The organism is Tyzzerella sp. An114 (assembly GCF_002161055.1).
Classification (GTDB): Bacteria; Bacillota; Clostridia; order Lachnospirales; family Anaerotignaceae; genus Fimicola; species Fimicola cottocaccae.
The window spans coordinates 199,366-219,414 of record NZ_NFLT01000004.1; the positions used below are offsets into that span (position 1 = coordinate 199,366).

16 protein-coding genes and 1 pseudogene are annotated in these 20,049 nt (G+C 33.4%); 9 read left to right on the forward strand and 8 right to left on the reverse strand.

Annotated elements, in window-relative coordinates; all coding sequences use genetic code 11:
* Positions 1-6: 6 nt before the first annotated feature.
* The 8 genes from mglC (at position 7) to B5E58_RS05555 (ending at position 12,076) form a co-directional block, all read left to right on the forward strand.
* Complete coding sequence (gene mglC, locus B5E58_RS05520; RefSeq protein WP_088108688.1) at positions 7-1,248, forward strand: galactose/methyl galactoside ABC transporter permease MglC; 1,242 nt, start codon at positions 7-9, stop codon at positions 1,246-1,248.
* Between the two features lie 107 nt (positions 1,249-1,355).
* Positions 1,356-2,972 (forward strand): response regulator, encoded by a 1,617-nt coding sequence (locus tag B5E58_RS05525; RefSeq protein ID WP_088108689.1) that lies wholly within the window; start codon positions 1,356-1,358, stop codon positions 2,970-2,972.
* 14 nt (positions 2,973-2,986) lie between these two features.
* Positions 2,987-4,795, forward strand: coding sequence for a histidine kinase (locus B5E58_RS05530; RefSeq protein ID WP_164493544.1), 1,809 nt, complete (start codon positions 2,987-2,989; stop codon positions 4,793-4,795).
* The gene (locus tag B5E58_RS05535; protein ID WP_088108690.1) at positions 4,795-5,760 is read left to right on the forward strand and encodes a substrate-binding domain-containing protein; all 966 of its coding nucleotides are present in this window, start codon (positions 4,795-4,797) and stop codon (positions 5,758-5,760) included. Before B5E58_RS05530 ends, B5E58_RS05535 begins: the two co-directional genes overlap by 1 nt.
* Positions 5,761-5,771: 11 nt before the next feature.
* Entirely contained in the window at positions 5,772-6,821 is a 1,050-nt protein-coding gene (locus B5E58_RS05540; RefSeq protein ID WP_242956607.1) for a galactose ABC transporter substrate-binding protein, read from the forward strand.
* Between the two features lie 148 nt (positions 6,822-6,969).
* Entirely contained in the window at positions 6,970-8,691 is a 1,722-nt protein-coding gene (locus B5E58_RS05545; RefSeq protein WP_088108692.1) for an oleate hydratase, read from the forward strand.
* 294 nt (positions 8,692-8,985) lie between these two features.
* The gene (locus B5E58_RS05550) at positions 8,986-11,145 is read left to right on the forward strand and encodes a PTS transporter subunit IIABC (protein WP_088108693.1); all 2,160 of its coding nucleotides are present in this window, start codon (positions 8,986-8,988) and stop codon (positions 11,143-11,145) included.
* 103 nt (positions 11,146-11,248) lie between these two features.
* On the forward strand, positions 11,249-12,076 hold the full coding sequence (locus B5E58_RS05555; RefSeq protein WP_088108694.1) for a PRD domain-containing protein: 828 nt from the start codon (positions 11,249-11,251) through the stop codon (positions 12,074-12,076).
* 38 nt (positions 12,077-12,114) lie between these two features.
* Here B5E58_RS05555 and B5E58_RS05560 read toward each other — a convergent pair whose 3' ends face one another.
* The 8 genes and pseudogenes from B5E58_RS05560 to rsxC all read right to left on the reverse strand — a co-directional run bounded on the left by B5E58_RS05560 (position 12,115) and on the right by rsxC (position 18,107).
* Positions 12,115-12,732: a Maf family protein gene (locus B5E58_RS05560; protein ID WP_088108695.1), complete on the reverse strand. Its 618-nt coding sequence runs from the start codon at positions 12,730-12,732 to the stop codon at positions 12,115-12,117.
* A 15-nt stretch (positions 12,733-12,747) separates the two neighbouring features.
* Positions 12,748-13,005: a DUF4321 domain-containing protein gene (locus tag B5E58_RS05565; protein WP_242956608.1), complete on the reverse strand. Its 258-nt coding sequence runs from the start codon at positions 13,003-13,005 to the stop codon at positions 12,748-12,750.
* A gap of 114 nt (positions 13,006-13,119) precedes the next feature.
* Positions 13,120-13,995, reverse strand: a complete 876-nt coding sequence (locus B5E58_RS05570) for an RnfABCDGE type electron transport complex subunit B (protein WP_206608553.1) — start codon at positions 13,993-13,995, stop codon at positions 13,120-13,122.
* A gap of 21 nt (positions 13,996-14,016) precedes the next feature.
* Complete coding sequence (gene rsxA, locus B5E58_RS05575; RefSeq protein WP_088108697.1) at positions 14,017-14,595, reverse strand: electron transport complex subunit RsxA; 579 nt, start codon at positions 14,593-14,595, stop codon at positions 14,017-14,019.
* Positions 14,596-14,623: 28 nt separating this feature from the next.
* Positions 14,624-15,214: pseudogene (rsxE, locus tag B5E58_RS05580) on the reverse strand (electron transport complex subunit RsxE); the annotation flags it as partial.
* Positions 15,214-15,774, reverse strand: coding sequence for an RnfABCDGE type electron transport complex subunit G (locus tag B5E58_RS05585; RefSeq protein ID WP_088108699.1), 561 nt, complete (start codon positions 15,772-15,774; stop codon positions 15,214-15,216). The gene B5E58_RS05585 and the pseudogene rsxE, both read right to left, overlap by 1 nt.
* Entirely contained in the window at positions 15,771-16,718 is a 948-nt protein-coding gene (locus B5E58_RS05590; RefSeq protein ID WP_088108700.1) for an RnfABCDGE type electron transport complex subunit D, read from the reverse strand. Before B5E58_RS05590 ends, B5E58_RS05585 begins: the two co-directional genes overlap by 4 nt.
* A gap of 15 nt (positions 16,719-16,733) precedes the next feature.
* On the reverse strand, positions 16,734-18,107 hold the full coding sequence (gene rsxC, locus B5E58_RS05595; RefSeq protein ID WP_088108701.1) for an electron transport complex subunit RsxC: 1,374 nt from the start codon (positions 18,105-18,107) through the stop codon (positions 16,734-16,736).
* A 480-nt stretch (positions 18,108-18,587) separates the two neighbouring features.
* Between rsxC and rpoN the strand changes: the two genes are divergently transcribed.
* Positions 18,588-19,958: an RNA polymerase factor sigma-54 gene (gene rpoN / locus B5E58_RS05600; protein ID WP_158097676.1), complete on the forward strand. Its 1,371-nt coding sequence runs from the start codon at positions 18,588-18,590 to the stop codon at positions 19,956-19,958.
* Positions 19,959-20,049 lie beyond the last annotated feature (91 nt).

Genomic DNA, 20,049 nt, shown 5'->3' on the forward strand with positions numbered 1-20,049 from the left:
TAAACAATGGAAGAAAAATCAATGTCTTTTAAAAAGTTTTATACTTCCTTTACTATAATAGGTGCTGTTATTGCTATATTTGGTGTTATTTTTCACTTTTTACAGACATCTAATGGTTGGAAGAAATTATATGACCTTCCTTGGTTTATAGTTATAATAGGTGTATTTATAGCAGGATATTCCATATTTAAAAATTTAACAAACAAAAATGAAGATGCTGTTGTTGATATGTCCAGCAGAGCTATAAAAATGTTCTTTTTGAATAATGGTATTAAAATAGCTCTTGGTATTATGGTTATCATAATTATGATTATAGAGCCTAACTTTATGAAACTTAAAGTTTTAAGAGATATTCTTGCTCAGGCTTCTCCAAGAATGATTATTGCTCTTGGTATTTGTTTCACACTTTTAATTGCAGGTACAGACCTTTCAGCTTGTCGTATGGTTGGTCTTGCAGCTGTTATATCAGCTTCAATGATGCAGAACCCAGATTATGCAAATAGATTTTTCCCAGACCTTCCACATCTTCCAGTTATAGTTCCTATTATACTTGCAATACTTGCTTGTATGATATTTGGTCTTTTAAATGGTTTCTTAGTTGCTCGTTTTGATATGCATCCATTCATAGCAACACTTGCTACACAGGTTATTATTTATGGTGCTTGTTCATTATACTTCGATATGCCTCCAAACAACTCACAGCCTATCGGTGGTATCAGAAGTGATTTCTCAGCTATTGGACAGACATTATTATGGAAGGATAAACTTCCTTCAAATATAGGTGGTATTCCAATACTTATTCCTATTGCTCTTTTATTTATAATTGTAATATGGTTTGTACTTAATAAAACAGTATTCGGTAAAAACGTATATGCTATCGGTGGTAACAGAGAAGCCGCTGTTGTATCAGGTATAAACGTTCCTATGACAATAGTAGGTATTTTCGTTCTTGCATCAGCTCTTTATGGTGTTGGTGGTGTTCTTGAAGCAGCGAGAACAGCCGGTGCTACAAATAACTATGGTGTTGGATACGAGTTGGACGCTATCGCAGCCTGCGTTGTTGGTGGTGTTTCTCTTAATGGTGGTGTTGGTAAGGTTTCTGGTATTATAATCGGTGTTCTTATATTCACTATTATTCAGTACGGATTGCAGTTCATTGGTGTAAATGCTATGTGGCAGCAGGTTATAAAAGGTGTTATTATAGCTGTTGCTGTTGCTATCGACCTTTCAAAATACCGTGGAAAATGATTATAATGCAATTTTAAGAGTATCCTTCGGGATACTCTTTTTGTTGTTTTATGGTTTATGATATAATGTTTTTACAGTAAATTTAAAAGGATTTTTGGGAGGCAAAAATGAGTCTTTATAAAGTTATAATTGCAGACGATGAAGAAGAATTGAGAAACGGTATAATAAGAAAAATAGATTGGTTTGGAAATGGTTTTGAGGTTGTAGGTTCAGCGGAAAATGGTCAAGAGGCCTATGAACTTTGTGAAAAATACCGTCCTGATTTGGTTATTACAGACATAAAAATGCCTTTTATGACAGGGCTTGAACTGGGAGAGAAACTTTACAATAAAATGCCTCATACAAAGGTTGTAATATTTTCAGGCTTTGATGACTTTGAATATGCTCAAAGAGCCATAAAAATAAGTGCCTATGAATATATGTTAAAACCTGTGGACTCTGTTAAACTTACAGAACTTCTCAAAAAAATAAAAGAACAACTTGATAATGAGTTTTTTGAAAAAAGAAATATAGAGCTTTTGCGTGAAAGCTATAAAAAAAGTCTTCCTATTCTTCAGCAACAGTTTTTAACTCGTTTGATAGAAGGTAGAGTTGATAAAGATAAAGTTATGGATTTAGCTATACAATATGAATTAGAGTTGTGGTCTAATTTTTGGTGTGTATCCGTTGTACATGCAGAGTTTAACTCTGATACAAGCACAGGAGAGGTTATAACATTTAAAAATGATATGGAGCTTGTTCCTTTATCTTTACAAACTATTGTTGATGAAAATCTCAAAAATTTTTGCGATTTCAAAAGTTTTTTATATAATGAGGAAGTTGTTATTATTGCAAAATTCGATAGAGAAAATCAGATAATGGATTTTATTGATGAAATGCAAAAGATATGTAGAACATCAAAACATTTCCTTGAAATGTCTGTTTCTGCTGGTATAGGCGTTGTTTGTAATACAATAACCGGCATAAAAAATTCATATAATGGGGCAAAAACAGCCCTTGATTATAGAGTTATAATGGGTGATAAAGCTCTTTATATAAGTGATATTGAACCGGATTTCTCTAAACAGTTACAGTTTGATGAAGATGATGCAAGAATACTTTTGAATGCAATAAAACTTGAAGGCAGTGAAAGTATTAAAAATGCTGTAATGTCTATAATAAATAAATTTAAAGATTATAGAGTTACAAAAAGCCAGTATCAAATATATTTGACAGAGCTTTTATCTGAGCTTTTTAAAATTGTTAGAAGCTATAATCTTGACTCTAAAGAGATTTTTGGAAAAGATTTTAAAGGATATTTTGACCTTGGAGATTTTGAGTCCCTTGATGATTTGGGCGGTTGGATATTTGAAGCCTGTTATAAAATAAGTCTTATGATAAAACGTGAAAGAATGGACTCTGCAAAACTTCTTGCAGACAGAACAAAAGAATTTATAAAAGAACATTATATGGAAAGTGACATTTCTGTTGAAACTTTATGTAATTATCTCCATGTAAGTCCAGCTTATTTTTCAACAATATTTAAAAAAGAAACAGGTGTAAGTTTTATAACATATCTTACAGATTTGAGAATGGAGGAAGCTATAAAACTTTTAAATACTACTGATGATAAAACATATATAATATCATCTAAAGTTGGATATACAGAGCCTAACTATTTCAGTTATGTGTTTAAAAAACATTTTGGTGTTTCACCTTCAAAATATAGAAGTACATCAAAATAAAGGCGGTGATTTTATTGGGAAATAAATTCAGAGATTTTATTGAAAAAATTTCAGGATTTTATAGAAAAAAGAGTATTCAATATATGTTGTCACTGTCTTTTACTATAATTGCAGTTGTGGGATTTGTTTTTATAGGAACTTCATTGATGATACGTTTTTCAACAGCTAACAGAAAAATTACAGAGGACTATAATAAAAGAATTGTTGACCAAGTCAATTATAGTCTTGACTCCTATATAAGAAATCTTATGCAAGTTTCAAATTCTATGTATTATAGTGTTATAAAAAATACTGACCTTGCAGAGGAGTCTCTTGATGAAAAAATGAACCTTCTTTATGAAGCAAATCGTGAGCATATTGTGAGTATTGCAGTTTTTAAAGAGGATGGACAGCTTGTTACAGCCACTCCTTTATCTAAATTGAAAAAAACAGCACAGCCACAGAATGAAGATTGGTTTCAAAATGCCACAGGTCAGATAGAAAATCTTCACTTCTCAACACCTCATGTTCAAAAGCTTTTTGATGATGTGGATTATAAATATAAATGGGTAGTATCTTTAAGTAGAGCTGTTGAGCTTACAACTGGAGGAGAGATTGAAAGCGGAGTTTTGCTTGTAGATATGAATTTTAGTGGTATAGAACAGATTTGCAAAAATGTAAATTTAGGTCAGACAGGTTATATATATCTTATTGGCAGAGATGGAGAAATAATATATCACCCACGTCAACAACTTATATATTCAAATCTTTTAAGTGAAAATAATTCAGAGTTTTCAGATGTGGAAGATGGTAATTATGTGGACATTCTTGACGGTCAAAAAAGACTTACAACAGTAAAAACTTTAGGATATACAGGTTGGAAAATTATAGGTGTAACTCCTATAAATGAGACTTTTGCTGACTCGTCACAGATAACAATATTTATACTTTTTGTTGTATTTTTGGCAATAATACTTCTTGTTTTTGCAAATACATTTATATCGGCAAAAATAGCTGACCCTATAAAAGCTCTTGAAAATTCTGTGAAGGAATTGGAAAAGGGAGCTGAAAATGTGAATATAGCCATAGGTGGTTCCTATGAAATACAACATCTTGGAAAAACTATTAAATCAATGGTTGAGCAAATGCATAAACTTATGGGGGATATAGTTTTTGAACAAGAACTTAAAAGACAAACGGAACTTGACGCATTACAAGCTCAAATAAATCCTCATTTTCTTTATAATACTTTGGACTCCATTGTTTGGATGGTTGAAAATGAAAGATATCAAGAAGCAATTACAATGGTAACATCTCTTGCGGGATTTTTTAGAATAAGTCTCAGTAAAGGTAAAAATATAATAACTGTTAAAGATGAACTTAAACACGCTGAAAATTATATAACAATACAGCATATGCGATTTAAAGATAAATTTACATTTAAAATAAATGCTGATGAAGAAGTTATGGATTTTGTCACAATAAAACTTGTTATACAGCCTCTTATAGAAAATGCTGTCTATCATGGTATGGAGTTTATGGACGGAGACGGGGAAATTATAGTGAACGCCTATAAAAAAGACAATGAGCTTTATATAGATGTAATAGATAATGGTATGGGAATACCTCCTGAAATTGCAGAACAACTTCTGACAAAGGGAAGCAGGGCAAAAGGAAAAGGAAGCGGTGTAGGTCTTAAAAATGTACAAGAGAGAATACAGATTTATTTTGGAAAAGAGTATGGTCTCAGTATAATAAGTGAACCTGACGAGGGAACTTTAATAAGAATACATCTTCCTTGTATAAACATTAATGAGATATATTCTGGGGAGGGTACTAAGTGATGAAAAAAGGAAAATCATACATAATAATATTTTCAATAACAGTTACCTTTGCTTTTTTATATCTCTTTAACTATAATCTTACGGCAGAGAGAAAAGAAAAAGAATATTATAATATTTCTGTTATAACAAGATTTACAGACAGTGAAAGTTTTGAAATAATAAGGCAGGGAATGGAACAGGCTGCAATTGATATGAGAGCTGAAATGACTTATATTTCCCTTGCAGAATATAACAGTTGTGAAGAACAAGACGAACTTTTGAAAAGAGAGTTTAATAATGGAGCTGATGCAATAATAATATCTGCTGCTGACAGTGATTATATTGTGCCTACTGTAAATAGTGTTTCAACAAGAATACCTGTTATATCAATAGAAAGTAATGTAAATACAAAGAATGTAAAAGCTTTTTATTCTGCTGATAATTATAATATGGGAAAAGTTTTGGGAGAAAGAGTTGCTGATGAAATAGGAGAAAATGATAAAAATATTGTAATACTCCAAGGAACGGCAAAAAGTACAAGTATATCTGATAGAGAGAAAGGCATAATTGATGTTTTAAATAAAAATGGAATTAATACAATTACTGTTCCTGTAAAGGATATGAACACATCAAAGCCATATTTTTTCGATAATCTTGTTTTTGAATATAAACCAGATGTTATAATTGCCACAGAGACAGAAGTTTTAGAAAAAACTGCAACATATTTTCAAGGTGTAAATGGTTGGAATGGTCGTATATATGGAGTAGGTATTACAGGAAGAATAGCTTCATATCTTGAAAAAGAATTGATATCTGCAATAGTTGTTCAGAATGAGTTTAATATAGGATACCTTGGTGTTCAAGCGGCTGTTTCATCAATAAAAAACGATAAAATAAAAAATGCGGAAATAGATTATAAAGTTGTAGACAGTGAAAATATGTATACAACAGAATGTCAGAAACTTATATTTCCTTTTATAAGATAGGAGGTTTTCTTTTGAAAAAGTTGTTTGTTTTATATAGGATTATTATTCTGGCATTTATAGCTGTAATTTTCACAGGTTGTGTAAATAACAATGCCCCAAATAATAACAGTACTGTTACAGAAATAAAAATAGGTGTGTTTTTGTATACTAAAGATGATACTTTTATAAGTACATTACAGAGTAATCTTGAAAAGGCTGCAAGAAATAAAGAAATTTCTGATGGGATTAAAATAGTTATAAATTCCTTTGACGGAAAAGGTAGTCAAACAGCACAGAATGAGCAAATTTATAAATGTCTTGAACAGGATTATGATGTGTTATGTATAAATCTTGTTGATAGAACTGTTGCTGCTCCTATAATAGATAAAGCAAAAATAAATAATACACCAATAGTATTTTTTAATAGAGAGCCTGTAAAAGAAGACCTTGAACGTTGGGATAGAGTTTATTATGTTGGAGCTCCTGCCAGTGAGTCGGGAGAAATGCAAGGTAGCATAATAGTTGATATGTATAATAGCGGAAAATATAACATTGATAAAAACGGTGATGGTAAATTACAGTATGTTATGCTTGAAGGTGAACAGGGACATCAAGATTCACTTCTCCGTACAGAGTATGCCATAAAGACAATAACAAATGAGGGAATACAGCTTGATAAATTGGCAAATGAAAGTGCTAATTGGCAGAGAAGTCAAGCTGCCAGTAAAATTTCTCAGTGTATAAATACTTTTGGTGATGATATAGAGGTTATACTCAGTAATAATGATGATATGGCTTTAGGTGCAATAGATGCTTACAAAGCTGAAGGTATAGAAAAACTTCCTGTTATAGTTGGTGTTGATTGTACAGAACCAGCTGTGGAAGAATTGAGAAGTGGAAATCTTGCTGGAACGGTTTTTGGTGATTTTAAAGGTCAAGCACAGTCTATAATTGACTTAAGTTGTGCTTTGGCTCTTGGAAGAAATCCTGAAAATTATGTGGATTTGGAAGATGGTAGGTATGTTATGCACCCATATATTGCCGTAACAATGGATAACCTTTATAAATTGGAATTAAAATAAATATTTGTAGAAATAATATACAGCATGAAAATGCTGTATATTTTTTTATTGAAATTAATTTAAACATTTAATTAAATACTTACGTATATTTGGATAAAATAACATGAAATGTATTAGTATTTTAATTCCGAAAGGAGGATTTTATATTATGAATAAGAAAAAAGCCTTAATAGTTACTCTTGCAGGTGTAGGAGCTTTTGCTACTGCTTTAAAATTATCTAAAATAAAAAATGAAAAGGTAGAGAAAAAAATAACAAATAGACTTTCAGATATAGATGCTCAAGAAATTGAAAGCATGGGAAATGCTTATTTTGTTGGAGGAGGACTTGCTTCAATGGCAGGTGCTGCCTATTTAATACGTGATTGTGGTATGCCGGGAAATCATATACACATTTATGAAGGTATGAATATACTTGGAGGAAGTAATGACGGAGCCGGAGACAGACAAGGTTTTGTTTGTAGAGGTGGAAGAATGTTAAATGAGGAAACCTATGAAAATTTCTGGGAACTCTTTTCTTCAATTCCTTCTCTTGAATTTGAAGGTAAGAGTGTTACAGAAGAAATATTAAACTTTGACCACCTTCACCCAACTCATGCACAGGCAAGACTTATTGATAAAGATGGTAATATACTTGATGTAACTTCTATGGGATTTGATAACAAAGATAGACTTCTTTTGGCAAAACTTATGAAAACACCGGAAGAAAATCTTGATGATATGACAATAGAAGATTGGTTTAAGGAGTCACCTCATTTCTTTGAAACAAATTTCTGGTATATGTGGCAGACAACATTTGCATTCCAAAAATGGTCATCACTTTTTGAATTTAAACGCTATATGAACAGAATGATATTTGAATTTTCAAGAATAGAAACTCTTGAGGGTGTTACAAGAACACCATATAATCAGTATGAGTCTCTTATATTGCCTTTAAAATCATATCTTGAAAATAGAGGTGTAAATTTCCATACTGATTATACAGTGACAGATATTGATTTTGCTGATGGTGAAAATATAATTGCAGAAAAACTTTATATTAATACACCGGAAGGAAAAACTATTATTGATGTTCTTGAAGATGATATATGTATCATGACAAATGGTTGTATGACAGATTGTGCAACTTTGGGAAATATTGACACTGCACCTGAATTTAACAGTAAAAAACCTATATCAGGAGAACTTTGGAAAAAAGTTTCTGAAAAAAGAAGTGAACTTGGAAATCCAGAACCTTTCTTTGGAAATCCTAAAGAAACAAATTGGGAAAGTTTCACTGTAACAATGAGAGGAAATAAGTTACTTAAAATGATTGAAAATTTCTCCGGCAATATACCGGGCAGTGGTGCTCTTATGACTTTCAAAGACTCTAGCTGGCTTATGAGTATTGTTGTAGCTGCTCAGCCACATTTTAAAGCTCAAGAAAGCGACACAACAATATTCTGGGGTTATGGTTTATATACAGGAAATAAAGGTGATTATGTTGATAAACCTATGATGGAATGTACAGGTCGTGAAATTTTGATAGAGCTTATACATCATTTCCATTGGGAAGATAAAATTGATGAGATTATGGAAGATGTTGTTGATGTTATACCTTGTATGATGCCTTATATAGACTCCCAGTTCCAACCAAGAAAAATGAGTGATAGACCTAAAGTTGTTATGGATAATTCCGTAAATTTTGCTATGATAAGTCAGTTTGTAGAGATACCAGAAGATATGGTATTTACAGAGGAGTATTCTGTGAGAGCTGCAAGAATTGCTGTTTATGAACTTATGGGAATTACAGATAAAAAGGTGATACCTGTTACTCCTTACAATAAAAATCCAAAAGTCCTTGCTAAAGCCTTAAAAACATCATTCAGATAAATATAAAACCTTGACGTTTTCGTCAAGGTTTTTAATATTTTTTGACATAAAAAATATTTTATTGTATTTATAAGTGTTAAAAAAATGTAAAAATGTACTTGACATAAAATAGTTTTGTTGGTAATATACTAATATATAGTGTGTTACTGGAATGCAGGCATTAACTATTCAAAAGAGTGTATCTTTATACACATTTTTGGGTATTAATGTCTTTTTTTTTATGTTACGGGCCCGAAAAAAGCTTTAATACCATAATGTTCTTATTAATTATTATTTTGAAAGGAGTAATTTATTATGAAAGACAAAATATTTGGTGTTTTGCAAAGAGTAGGACGTTCTTTTATGCTTCCTATTGCCGTTCTTCCTGTTGCTGGTCTTCTTCTTGGACTTGGAAGTTCATTTACAAACACAACAACTATTGCAGCTTATGGATTAGAGGGTATCCTTGGAGAGGGTACAGTGCTTAATGCACTTTTAACAATCATGAGTAAAACAGGAAGTGCTATATTTGATAACCTTCCAATTATATTTGCCGGTGGTGTTGCACTGGGCATGGCTAAGAAAGAAAAAGAGGTTGCTGTATTATCAGCTCTCATAGCTTTCTTTGTAATGCATACAGCTATAAATGCTATGCTTGTTATCAATGGTAAAATACTTCCAGACGGAACAATTTCAGACGCAGTTTTAAGTGGTACTGTATCATCAATGTGTGGTATAAACACACTTCAGATGGGTGTTTTTGGCGGTATTATAGTAGGTCTTGGTGTTGCCGCATTACATAACAGATTTTATAAAATTGAACTTCCAAATGCTTTATCATTCTTTGGTGGTTCACGTTTCGTTCCTATTATTTCAACAATAACATATCTTTTTGTAGGTATATTAATGTATTTTGTATGGCCTGTTGTTCAGAGCGGTATTTATGCTCTTGGAAGTCTTGTAACAGGTACAGGATATTTTGGAACACTTGTATTTGGTATTATTAAACGTGCTCTTATTCCTTTTGGTCTTCATCATGTTTTCTATCTTCCATTCTGGCAGACAGGTGTTGGTGGAACAATGGAAGTTGCAGGAAGACTTGTTGAAGGTGGACAGAACATATTCTTTGCACAGCTTGCAGACCCAACTGTAACACATTTCAGTGCTGATGCTACACGTTATTTCTCAGGTGAATTTATATTCATGATGTTTGGTCTTCCTGGTGCTGCTCTTGCTATGTATCAGTGTGCAAAACCAGAAAAGAAAAAAGTTGCAGGAGGTCTTTTACTTTCAGCTGCTTTAACAAGTTTCTTTACAGGTATTACAGAGCCTATTGAATTCTCATTCCTTTTTGTTGCACCAATGCTTTTTGCTGTACAGGTTATTCTTGCTGGTGCTGCATATATGATAGCTCATATTCTTAATATTGCTGTTGGTCTTACATTCTCAGGTGGTTTTATTGACCTCTTTATGTTTGGTATTCTTCAGGGCAATGCAAAGACAAGCTGGATGCTTATAATACCTGTTGGTATAATTTACTTCTTCTTATATTACTTTATATTCAAATTCCTTATAAAGAAATTTGACCTTAAAACACCTGGTCGTGAAGATGACTCAGAAGAAACAAAACTTTATACAAAAGCTGATGTAAATGCTGCAAGAGCTGCAAAAGGTTCTGAAAATAATGGTTCAGAAAACGACATGGTTTCAAAACTTATATGTGCAGGTCTTGGTGGAAAACATAATATTTCTGATGTTGATTGCTGTGCTACAAGACTTCGTTGTACAGTTGTAAATTCAGATAAAGTTGATGAAGGTATATTAAAACAGTCAGGTGCTGCTGGCGTAATCAAAAAAGGACAGGGCGTTCAGGTTATATACGGTCCTAGAGTTGCTGTTATACGTTCAAACCTTGAAGATTTCCTTGCAAGTCCTGAAAGTGATAAAGAATTTGTTCCTGAAACTGTTGAAGCTCCAAAAGCAGAGGAGAAACAAGAAGAAACAAAAGAAAATACTATTGAGGAGACTTTTTCAACACCTATAACAGGTAAAGTTTGTGATATATCAGAATCTCCAGACCCAGCTTTCGCAGGAAAAATTATGGGTGACGGTTTTGTTGTATTCCCAGAAGACAATGTTGTATATGCTCCTTGTGATGCTTCTGTTGAAGTTGTATTCCCATCAAAACATGCTATCGGACTTAAGAGTGAAAAAGGTGTTGAACTTCTTATTCATGTTGGTCTTGATACAGTAAGTCTTAATGGTGAAGGATTTACTACATTTGTTGAAGTTGGAGATAAAGTTAAAAAAGGTCAGAAGATACTTGAATTTGATGCAGAGTTTATAAAATCAAAAGGTCTTCAGACTGCTACACCTGTTGTAATAACAAATATGTCAGAAAATCAGAAATTAGAGTGGACAAAGACTGCTGGTAATATATATAATGCTAATGAGGACGTTATTACATTAAAATAATATACAGCTGTTTATAAAGCCTTATAAAATTTAAGGGGTTTTATAAGGCTTTTATTTTAAAGTATAACTTTTTCAAATATTTTATACGGAAGCAGGGGTATAAGTGTATAAAATTCTAAAAGTTTTAAATAACAGCGGTGTGCTTGTAATGAATCTTGATACAAAACAAGAAGTAATATTTATTGGAAAGGGTATAGGTTTTGGAAGAAAAATAAATGAAAATGTTAGTGAGTTTAAAGACTCTAAAGCCTATTTCTTTGAAAGAGAAAATTCAAGAGGAAATTCTATACAAATGATAAAAAGTCTTGATGGTGTATACATTGAGATTGCAGGAGGTATCATTGAGGAAGCGGAAAAAGTTTTTGATAGTGTGGATAATAATATACTTATTCCGTTGGCAGACCATATTGCATTTGCTGTAAAGCGTATAAATGAAAATATGGAAATAAGAAATCCCTTTTCTAGAGAGCTTAGAGTTCTTTTTGAAAAAGAGTATTGTGTGGCTTTAAAGGGTAGGGAAATAATAAAATCTAAACTTGGTATTGATATAAGTGATGACGAGGTTGGATATATAACACTTCATGTACATTCTGCTGTTACAAGCTCAGATATTACCGAGGGAATGGATACAGCTCTTGTTGTGAAAGATTCAATGGATATGCTTGAGAAACTTATAGGTAAAAAACTTCATGTAGAGTCCCTTTCATATGCAAGACTTGTTACACATTTAAAATATATGCTTGCAAGAATGAAAACAGGGGAGAAGCCTAATATAGATATGACAGAGTATGTTAGAGAGAAATTCCCTGAGTCATATGACACCGCCTGCATTGTATGTGATTTTATTTCAAAGAAAATAAAGAAAGAAATCACAGATATTGAAAAAAGTTATCTTGCTATACATATAGAGAGAGTAAAAGGTATTGAATAAAAAAAACCGGTTTTTAAAAACCGGTTTTTTATTTTTAATTAATTTTTCCAAAAATCAAGAATGTCTACACCATTTCTTTTAAGTCCTCTATAAAGTATTGCTAAAGGAAGTCCTACAACAGTGTAATAATCACCGTAAATTGACTCTATAAGAAGTGCTCCTTTACCTTGTATTCCATATCCTCCAGCTTTATCATAAGGCTCGTCTGTGCTTATATAGGCTTCTATTTCGTCATCTGTGAGTTTATGCATATAAACGTCTGTTGCATCAACAAAACTTTCCTCATTTTCTATTTTTCCGTCAGCACCTACAAATATAAGTGTAAGACCTGTATATACTGTATGTTTTCTACCTGATATTGATGAGAGCATTTTTCTTGCCTCTTCTTTTGTTTTTGGTCTGTGTAATATTTTACCCATATCAGTTACTATTGTGTCAGCAGATATTATTACTGTATCAGGCTCAACATCTGTTTTATCAAATACAGCATGTCCTTTTTTAGCAGCAACAGCTTTTACCCATTCATATGGTGAATAATCGTTGTCAACTTCTGCCTGTTCGTCAAGATTGCTTTCTATTGCTGTGAAAGGAACTCCTATCTTTTCAAGAAGACTTTTTCTTCTGGAAGATGCAGAAGCAAGTATAAATTTTTTCATTAAAAAACACCTCTTTTATAATTTCCTGTATGCAAATATTGCTATTATAAGTCCTATTATTCCACCTAGTGTGAACTTTATTGTAAGAGCGAATGTCAGCTTTAAAAAGCCTATATCAAGTATAAGAGGCTGTGTTAAACCTAATTCGCGTCCAAATTTAAGCCAGGTGAGAAAGGGTAATTTTCCAAGGTATTCTCCTATAAATCCACCTAATATTATTCCGGCAAATATTACAAGCAAAAAAAGACATATATTGCCCCTTCCATTTCTCAAAAAAATACCCCCCATTAATATATTTTTATAAAATATTTTAGCAGACTTTTATAAAAAATAAAATGATATTTATAACAAAAAAACGGTGTAAAATACACCGTTTTTTATAATAATTTATTCAGCTTTGTTAGCTTCTGAAACTTCAGGTTTTGCAATATCAGCCTTTGGAGCTGGTGCAGGAGGAGGTGTTGGTCTCTTTCCTGTTATAACTCCTTTAGGACATTTATTTGCACACATACCGCAGTTTTTACATTTGCTGTAATCTATTACTGCTATATTGTCTATTACGTGGATAGCGTCAAATTTACATGTTTTTTCACATATCTTACAAGCTATACAACCTACTGTACAGTTCTGTAAAACAGCTTTTCCAGCATCTTTTGAAGAACACTGTACTTTAACTTTTTTGTTTACAGGAAGTATTTCGATGATATGTTTTGGACATGTAGCAACACATTTTCCACATGATGTACATTTTTCAGAATCAACAACAGCAACTCCGTTTTCAATTTTTATTGCATCGAATGGACAAGCTTTTACACAGCTTCCAAGTCCAAGACAGCCATAAGAACAGCCTTTTGCACCGCCTCCGGCAAGCTGTGAAGCAAATACACAGTCATCCATTCCAAAGTATTCATATTTATTTTTAGCTGTGTCACAGTTACCGCCACATTTTACAAATGCTGCAGTAGGTTCTTTTTCCTCTGCTACAACACCCATAATTTCAGCTATTTTAGCAGCAACAGCAGAGCCACCAACAGGACAAGCATTTACAGGAGCTTTTCCTGCAACAATGGCAGCAGCACAACCGCCACAGCCAGGGAAACCACAACCACCACAGTTAGCACCAGGAAGAGCTTCAGTTACTTCTCCAAGTTTTGGGTCTTCTTCAACTGCGAAAACTTTTCCCGCAAAACCAAGGCCCGCACCAAAAACAAGACCTAAGCCGCCAATACTGAGTATTGGGTTTACAATGTTCATTATATCCATTTGTCTCACTCCTTGTTTTTATCAAATTTTAATTAAGCCCTGGAAACCTAAGAATGCAATTGACATAAGTCCCGCTGTTACAAGAGCAATAGGGAAACCTTCAAAAGCCTTAGGAATGTTGTTATGCTGTATTCTTTCACGGATACCTGCAAAAAGTACGATTGCAAGAGCGAAACCAACAGCACCACCAATACCATTTAATACAGACTCTATAAAGTTGTATTCTTTCTGCATATTAACAACAGCAACACCTAAAACGGCACAGTTTGTTGTTATAAGTGGAAGATAAACACCAAGGGCCTGATAGAGTGATGGTGAACTTTTCTTTAAGAACATCTCAACAAACTGAACTAAAGCCGCAATAACGAGAATGAAAGCTATGTTGTAAAGATATTGAATATTAAGTGGTAATAATATAAGGTTATAAACAAGCCATGACGCAGCACAAGCAAGTGTTATAACGAATATAACGGCAACACCCATACCTGCTGATGTTTCAACTTTTTTAGAAACACCAAGGAAAGGACAGATGCCTAAGAACTGTGATAATACATAGTTGTTAACAAAAATACCGGCTAAAACCAATAATATTAAATTCATCTATTTTCCCCTCCTTTTAAGCAGATTTCTTTTTGTTTTTAAAATGGTTAAGAAGTGCCATAAGACAACCTAATGTGAAGAAAGCTCCTGGAGCCATTACAAAGAGAAGTGTCTTAGGGAAAGCTTCTGGAAGTACACTTATATTGAAAAGTGTACCTGAACCAATGAACTCACGTACAAGACCAATTACTGTAAGAGCTATTGTGAAACCAAGACCCATACCAATACCGTCAAATGCTGAGTCTATTGGAGAGTTCTTTGAAGCAAAAGCTTCAGCTCTACCAAGAATAATACAGTTAACAACAATAAGAGGAATGTAAAGTCCTAATGAGGCATTGAGTGATGGTAAATATGCCTGTAAAAGTAACTGTACTATTGTAACGAATGTTGCTATAACAACGATGAAAGAAGGAATTCTTACTTCATCTGGAATTATTTTTCTAATTAAAGAAATAAATATATTTGAACATATTAAAACGGCTGCTGTTGAAAGTCCCATACCAATACCGTTTATAGCAGAGCTTGTTACAGCAAGTGTAGGACACATACCGATAACCTGTACGAAGGTTGGGTTTTCATCAATAATACCATTTTTAATTATTTTTACTGGATTACCCATTAGTTTGCACCTCCGTTTTCGTTAACCCAATTAAGAGCTTCCTGTGCACCGTCAGATACAGCTCTTGAAGTAATAGTTGCACTTGTTATTGCCTGAACATTACCGCCGTCTTTTGTAACTTTAATTTCTCCAGACATTCCGGCAAACTGTTCATAAAAACTTGGGTCTGTTGATAAAGCACCAAGACCAGGTGTTTCAGAGTGTGAAAGTACACGAAGACCTGTTATAACACCTTCAGTATCAACACCAACCATAGTGCTTACAGCACCACCGAAACCGCTAGGATTTGTTGTTACTACGTATCCTGCTGTTTCTCCGTTAACTTTAGCTTCGCTTACTTTTGATATTGTACCTGATATAGTGTCACCTACTGATGTATCAGCAATTGTTTCAAACTCAACACCATCAACAGGGAAAACTTCAGCCATTGCAGCAGCTTCTGTTTTTGCGTTCTGTAATGCAATAGGTTCTTTTGTTACCTCAGAAACAACACCAAGAAGCATAGCAGCTACTGCTGTTATTATTAATAATATACCTGCTGGTTTTGCTATTCCATTCATGCCTTTTTCGCCTCCTTTGGTCTTGCTCCAAAGATTCTGCCTTTTGTAAATCTATCAATAAGAGGTACACAAAGGTTCATAATAAGTATTGAGTATGAAACACCTTCTGGATAACCACCATATATTCTTATAAGTGATGTAAGAAGACCACATCCGATACCCATTATAATCTGACCTTTAGCAGTAACTGGTGATGAAGCATAGTCTGTTGCCATGAAGAATGCACCAAGTAAGAGACCACCTACAAGAACTTCGTAAAGAGGAACTCTTACACCATTTCTTCCAATAGCACCTGTTAAAATTACTACTGTTACTATGTAAACAACTGGAATTCTCCAAGATATAACTTTTCTGTAAAGAAGGTAAAGTCCACCGATTATAAGGGCTATTGCACAAGTCTCACCGATACAACCGCCTATATGACCTGTAAGAGCTGCCATATAATCGTTCATAGTAGGACTAACTATATCTCCAGATTTTAAGAGAGCAAGAGGTGTAGCAGTTGTTACACCGTCAAGTGTCCATGTTGTCATTGCTGTTGGATATGAAGCAAGTAAAAATGCTCTGGCTGCAAGGGCAGGGTTAATGAAGTTCTGTCCAAGACCACCAAAAAGCTGTTTTGCTATTATAATAGCAAATGCACTACCTACAATTGGCATCCAGAAAGGAGCTGATGCCGGCATATTGAGTGCAAGTAAAAGACCTGTTACAACAGCACTAAGGTCGTCTATTGTAACTCTCTGTTTTGTAAGTTTCTGATATAAAAATTCAAAGAACACTGCTGAAGCAATAGATATAGCCACAAGTACAAGTGCTCTTAATCCAAAGTATACAATACCCATCACAGTTGCAGGAACAAGTGCGATTATTACATCACGCATAATTCCCTGTATGGAATCCTTTGAACGGACGTGAGGGGTAGCTGATACTACAAAGTTACTCATTATGGTTATCCCCCTTTATTTTTTCTCTGCTGCGGCTTTGGCTCTTGCAGCAGCGGCTGCAGCGGCCTTTTTACCCATTTCAATCTTCTTTGTTGCTCTGATTGACTGAGCTAACTGGCGTTTTGCAGGACACTCATAAGAACAGCTTCCGCATTCGATACAGTCAAGTCCGTGATTTTTAACGAAACCGTCACCGTCGCCTAATATAGCACACTGGTTAAGTACAAGAGGTTCAAGTCCCATTGGACAGTGTTCTACACATTTTCCGCATCTTATACAGTTTCTTTCTTCAGGAATAAAAGCTTCTTTCTCTGTGAAGCAGAGAAGAGCTGAAGATGTTTTTACTGTTGCAACATCTGTTGTAAACATTGCAGGTCCCATCATAGGGCCTCCAGCTATGATTTTTACAGGTGGGTCATTTTCTTTAAATCCGCCTGCTGCTTCAACTATATCAGTAAATGTCATACCGATACGTATTTTGTAGTTTCCAGGGTTTTTAACAGCACCGCCTGTAAGAGTAACAACACGTCTCATAAGAGGTCTACCTCTGAAAAGAGCTCTCTCAACAGCTATAACTGTGTCAACGTTGTCAATAATACAGCCTGCTGAAGCTGGAAGTGCACCTGAAAGAACTTCTCTGCCTGTTACAGCATATATAAGATGTTTTTCAGAACCCTGTGGGAATTTTGTTACAAGAGGCTGTACTGTGATGTTTGAAATACCTTCACAAGCCTTCTTCATAGCTTCGATTGCTTTTGGTTTGTTGTTTTCAATACCTATAACACCTTTTGCATTAGGGTGAAGTTTGAGCATTACCTGTAAACCTCTAACAATCTTGTCACTTTCTTCAAGCATAAGACGATAGTCTGTTGTAAGGTAAGGTTCACACTCAGCTGCATTAACTATGATATGGTCAATAGGCTGGTCTTTTGGAGGGTTAAGTTTGATGTGTGTAGGGAAGCCTGCACCACCGAGACCTACAACTCCAGCTTCTTTTATTGTTGCAAGGATTTCTTCATTTGTCATTTTAGTATAATCCTTTGGCTGGTTGAGACCTTCTATTTCCTCCATTTTTCCATCATTTTCAATAACGATGGATTTTACTGTGGCTCCTCCAGGAACAAGCATAGGTCTGATATCTTTTACAGTACCAGAAATACTTGAGAATATTGGAGAAGACATAAATGCTTGTGACTCACCGATTTTCTGACCTACTTTTACATAGTCTCCAACCTGTACAAGTGGTTCACAAGGTGCGCCTATGTGCTGTGACATAGGGAAAAACAGTTCTGAACCTACTTTCGGCATAATAACCTTTATTGGCTGTTCTGCTGAAAGGGCTTTTCCATCTGGTGGATGGACTCCACGTTTAAACGTTAAAGCTTGCATATTATCCCCCTCTGTTCATTTTTTGTACAGACAATATAAATTGGTGGTGGTGTTGTCTGTACAAGACATAAAATATAAAAAAATAACTGCGTGAAATAATCAACAGCTATTATTTTAATACAAAAATAGTTAATTCTCAACAAATTTATTTAAAAAACAAAAATTTCAAATATTTTTGATAAATAATACATATAAATTTATTGACAAAATCAATTAAATTTTTATTGAATATTTTACTGTTAAAAATTTTATTCTCTAAATAACAATATACTATCTTTAGAGTGATTTGTAAATGCATATACTTAAATTTCCTTGAAAAATAAAGGAAAATAAATATTTTGCATACAAAATTTTGGAATTGTTTGGTTTTTTGATAGATGTTTACTTTGTACAGAGATATGACAAGTTATGTTGTTTTTTGGTGCAATTTTATATATAATTAAAAAATACAGTAGAAAAAGCATGAGGGGTGAGGTGTTTATGGATTTAAAACTTGAACTTTCTCAGAAATTAGCTTTGTCTCAGAATATGGTTCTTTCAGCCCAAATTCTTCAGATGAGCAATGCTGAGCTTGTAGAGTACTTAAAAGAACTTTCTGTTGAAAATCCTGTTGTGGAGTGTGATGAACAGAAAAACGATGATAAGTTTGAAAATGTAAAAGAGAAACTTGAATGGTTGGAGTCCTCTGATTTTCAGAACAATGTTTATTATAATGATGATGAAAAAGACAGAGAGGATTGGAATTATAAAGAAATACCGGGAGAAAGCCTTGAGGAGTATCTTTTATCACAATTAAATGTTCTCAATCTTCAAAGGGAAGTATATGTTCTTGCAAAGTATATCATACAAAATATGGACAATAATGGATATGTAAGGGAAAGTGCTGATGATTTATATAGCATATTTAAACCTTTTAATATTGATAAAAAGTGTATAACAGATGCTTTTTCAATTATACAAAGTTTTGAGCCTTTAGGTGTTGGGGCTTCAAATCTTTCCGAATGTCTCCTTATACAGCTTAAAGCAAGAGAAAACAGAAATCCTATTGCAGAAGCTATTGTTGAAAAAGAGCTTGAAAATTTAGGTAAAAATAAAATACCTATAATAGCAAAAAATCTTAAAGTTTCTGTGGAAGATGTTATAAGTGCTGTTTCTGTTATAAAAAGTTTAAATCCAAAGCCGGGAAACAGCTTTATGAGTGATAGAAATCTTAATTATATAGTGCCTGATGTCATTGTTGAAGAAACAAGTGATGGAGATTTTAATATAATAATTGATGATACATATTTTCCTAATATAAGAATAGGGAGACAATATAAAGATATATTATTAACAAATGTTCCAGATGAGGCAAAAGAATATGTTTGTAAAAAAGTTAAACAAGCAGAATGGATTATAAAATGTGTTTCAAAGAGACATGAAACCCTTATGAAAACTATGGAAGTAATTGTTGATACACAAAAAGAATTTTTTAGTAAAAACTCAGGGGAACTTAAACCTATGAGACTTATAGATGTGGCTGAAAAAATAGAAGTTCATGAGTCTACTGTAAGTCGTGCTATAAAAGACAAATATGTTCAATGTAGTCATGGTGTTTATCCTTTAAGTAGATTTTTTTGTAATGGTATAGCTTCAAAAAATAGTAACAGTAAAGATGATATGACAACTGCCGATGCTATAAAATCAAGAATTACAAAAATAATAGAGGGTGAAGATAAAAAATCTCCTTTGAGTGATAGAGTTATAACCGAAATGCTCAACGATGAGGGTGTTGCAATATCAAGAAGAACTGTTGCAAAATACAGAGAGAGTATGGGAATAGCTGGAGCTTCCGGAAGAAAGCAATATTGATATTATTTTATTTATATATTTTTATAAATATAGGTGTCGTTTTACGACACCTTTTTTATTTATAAAATATAGTGTTTTAAAGTATAATTGT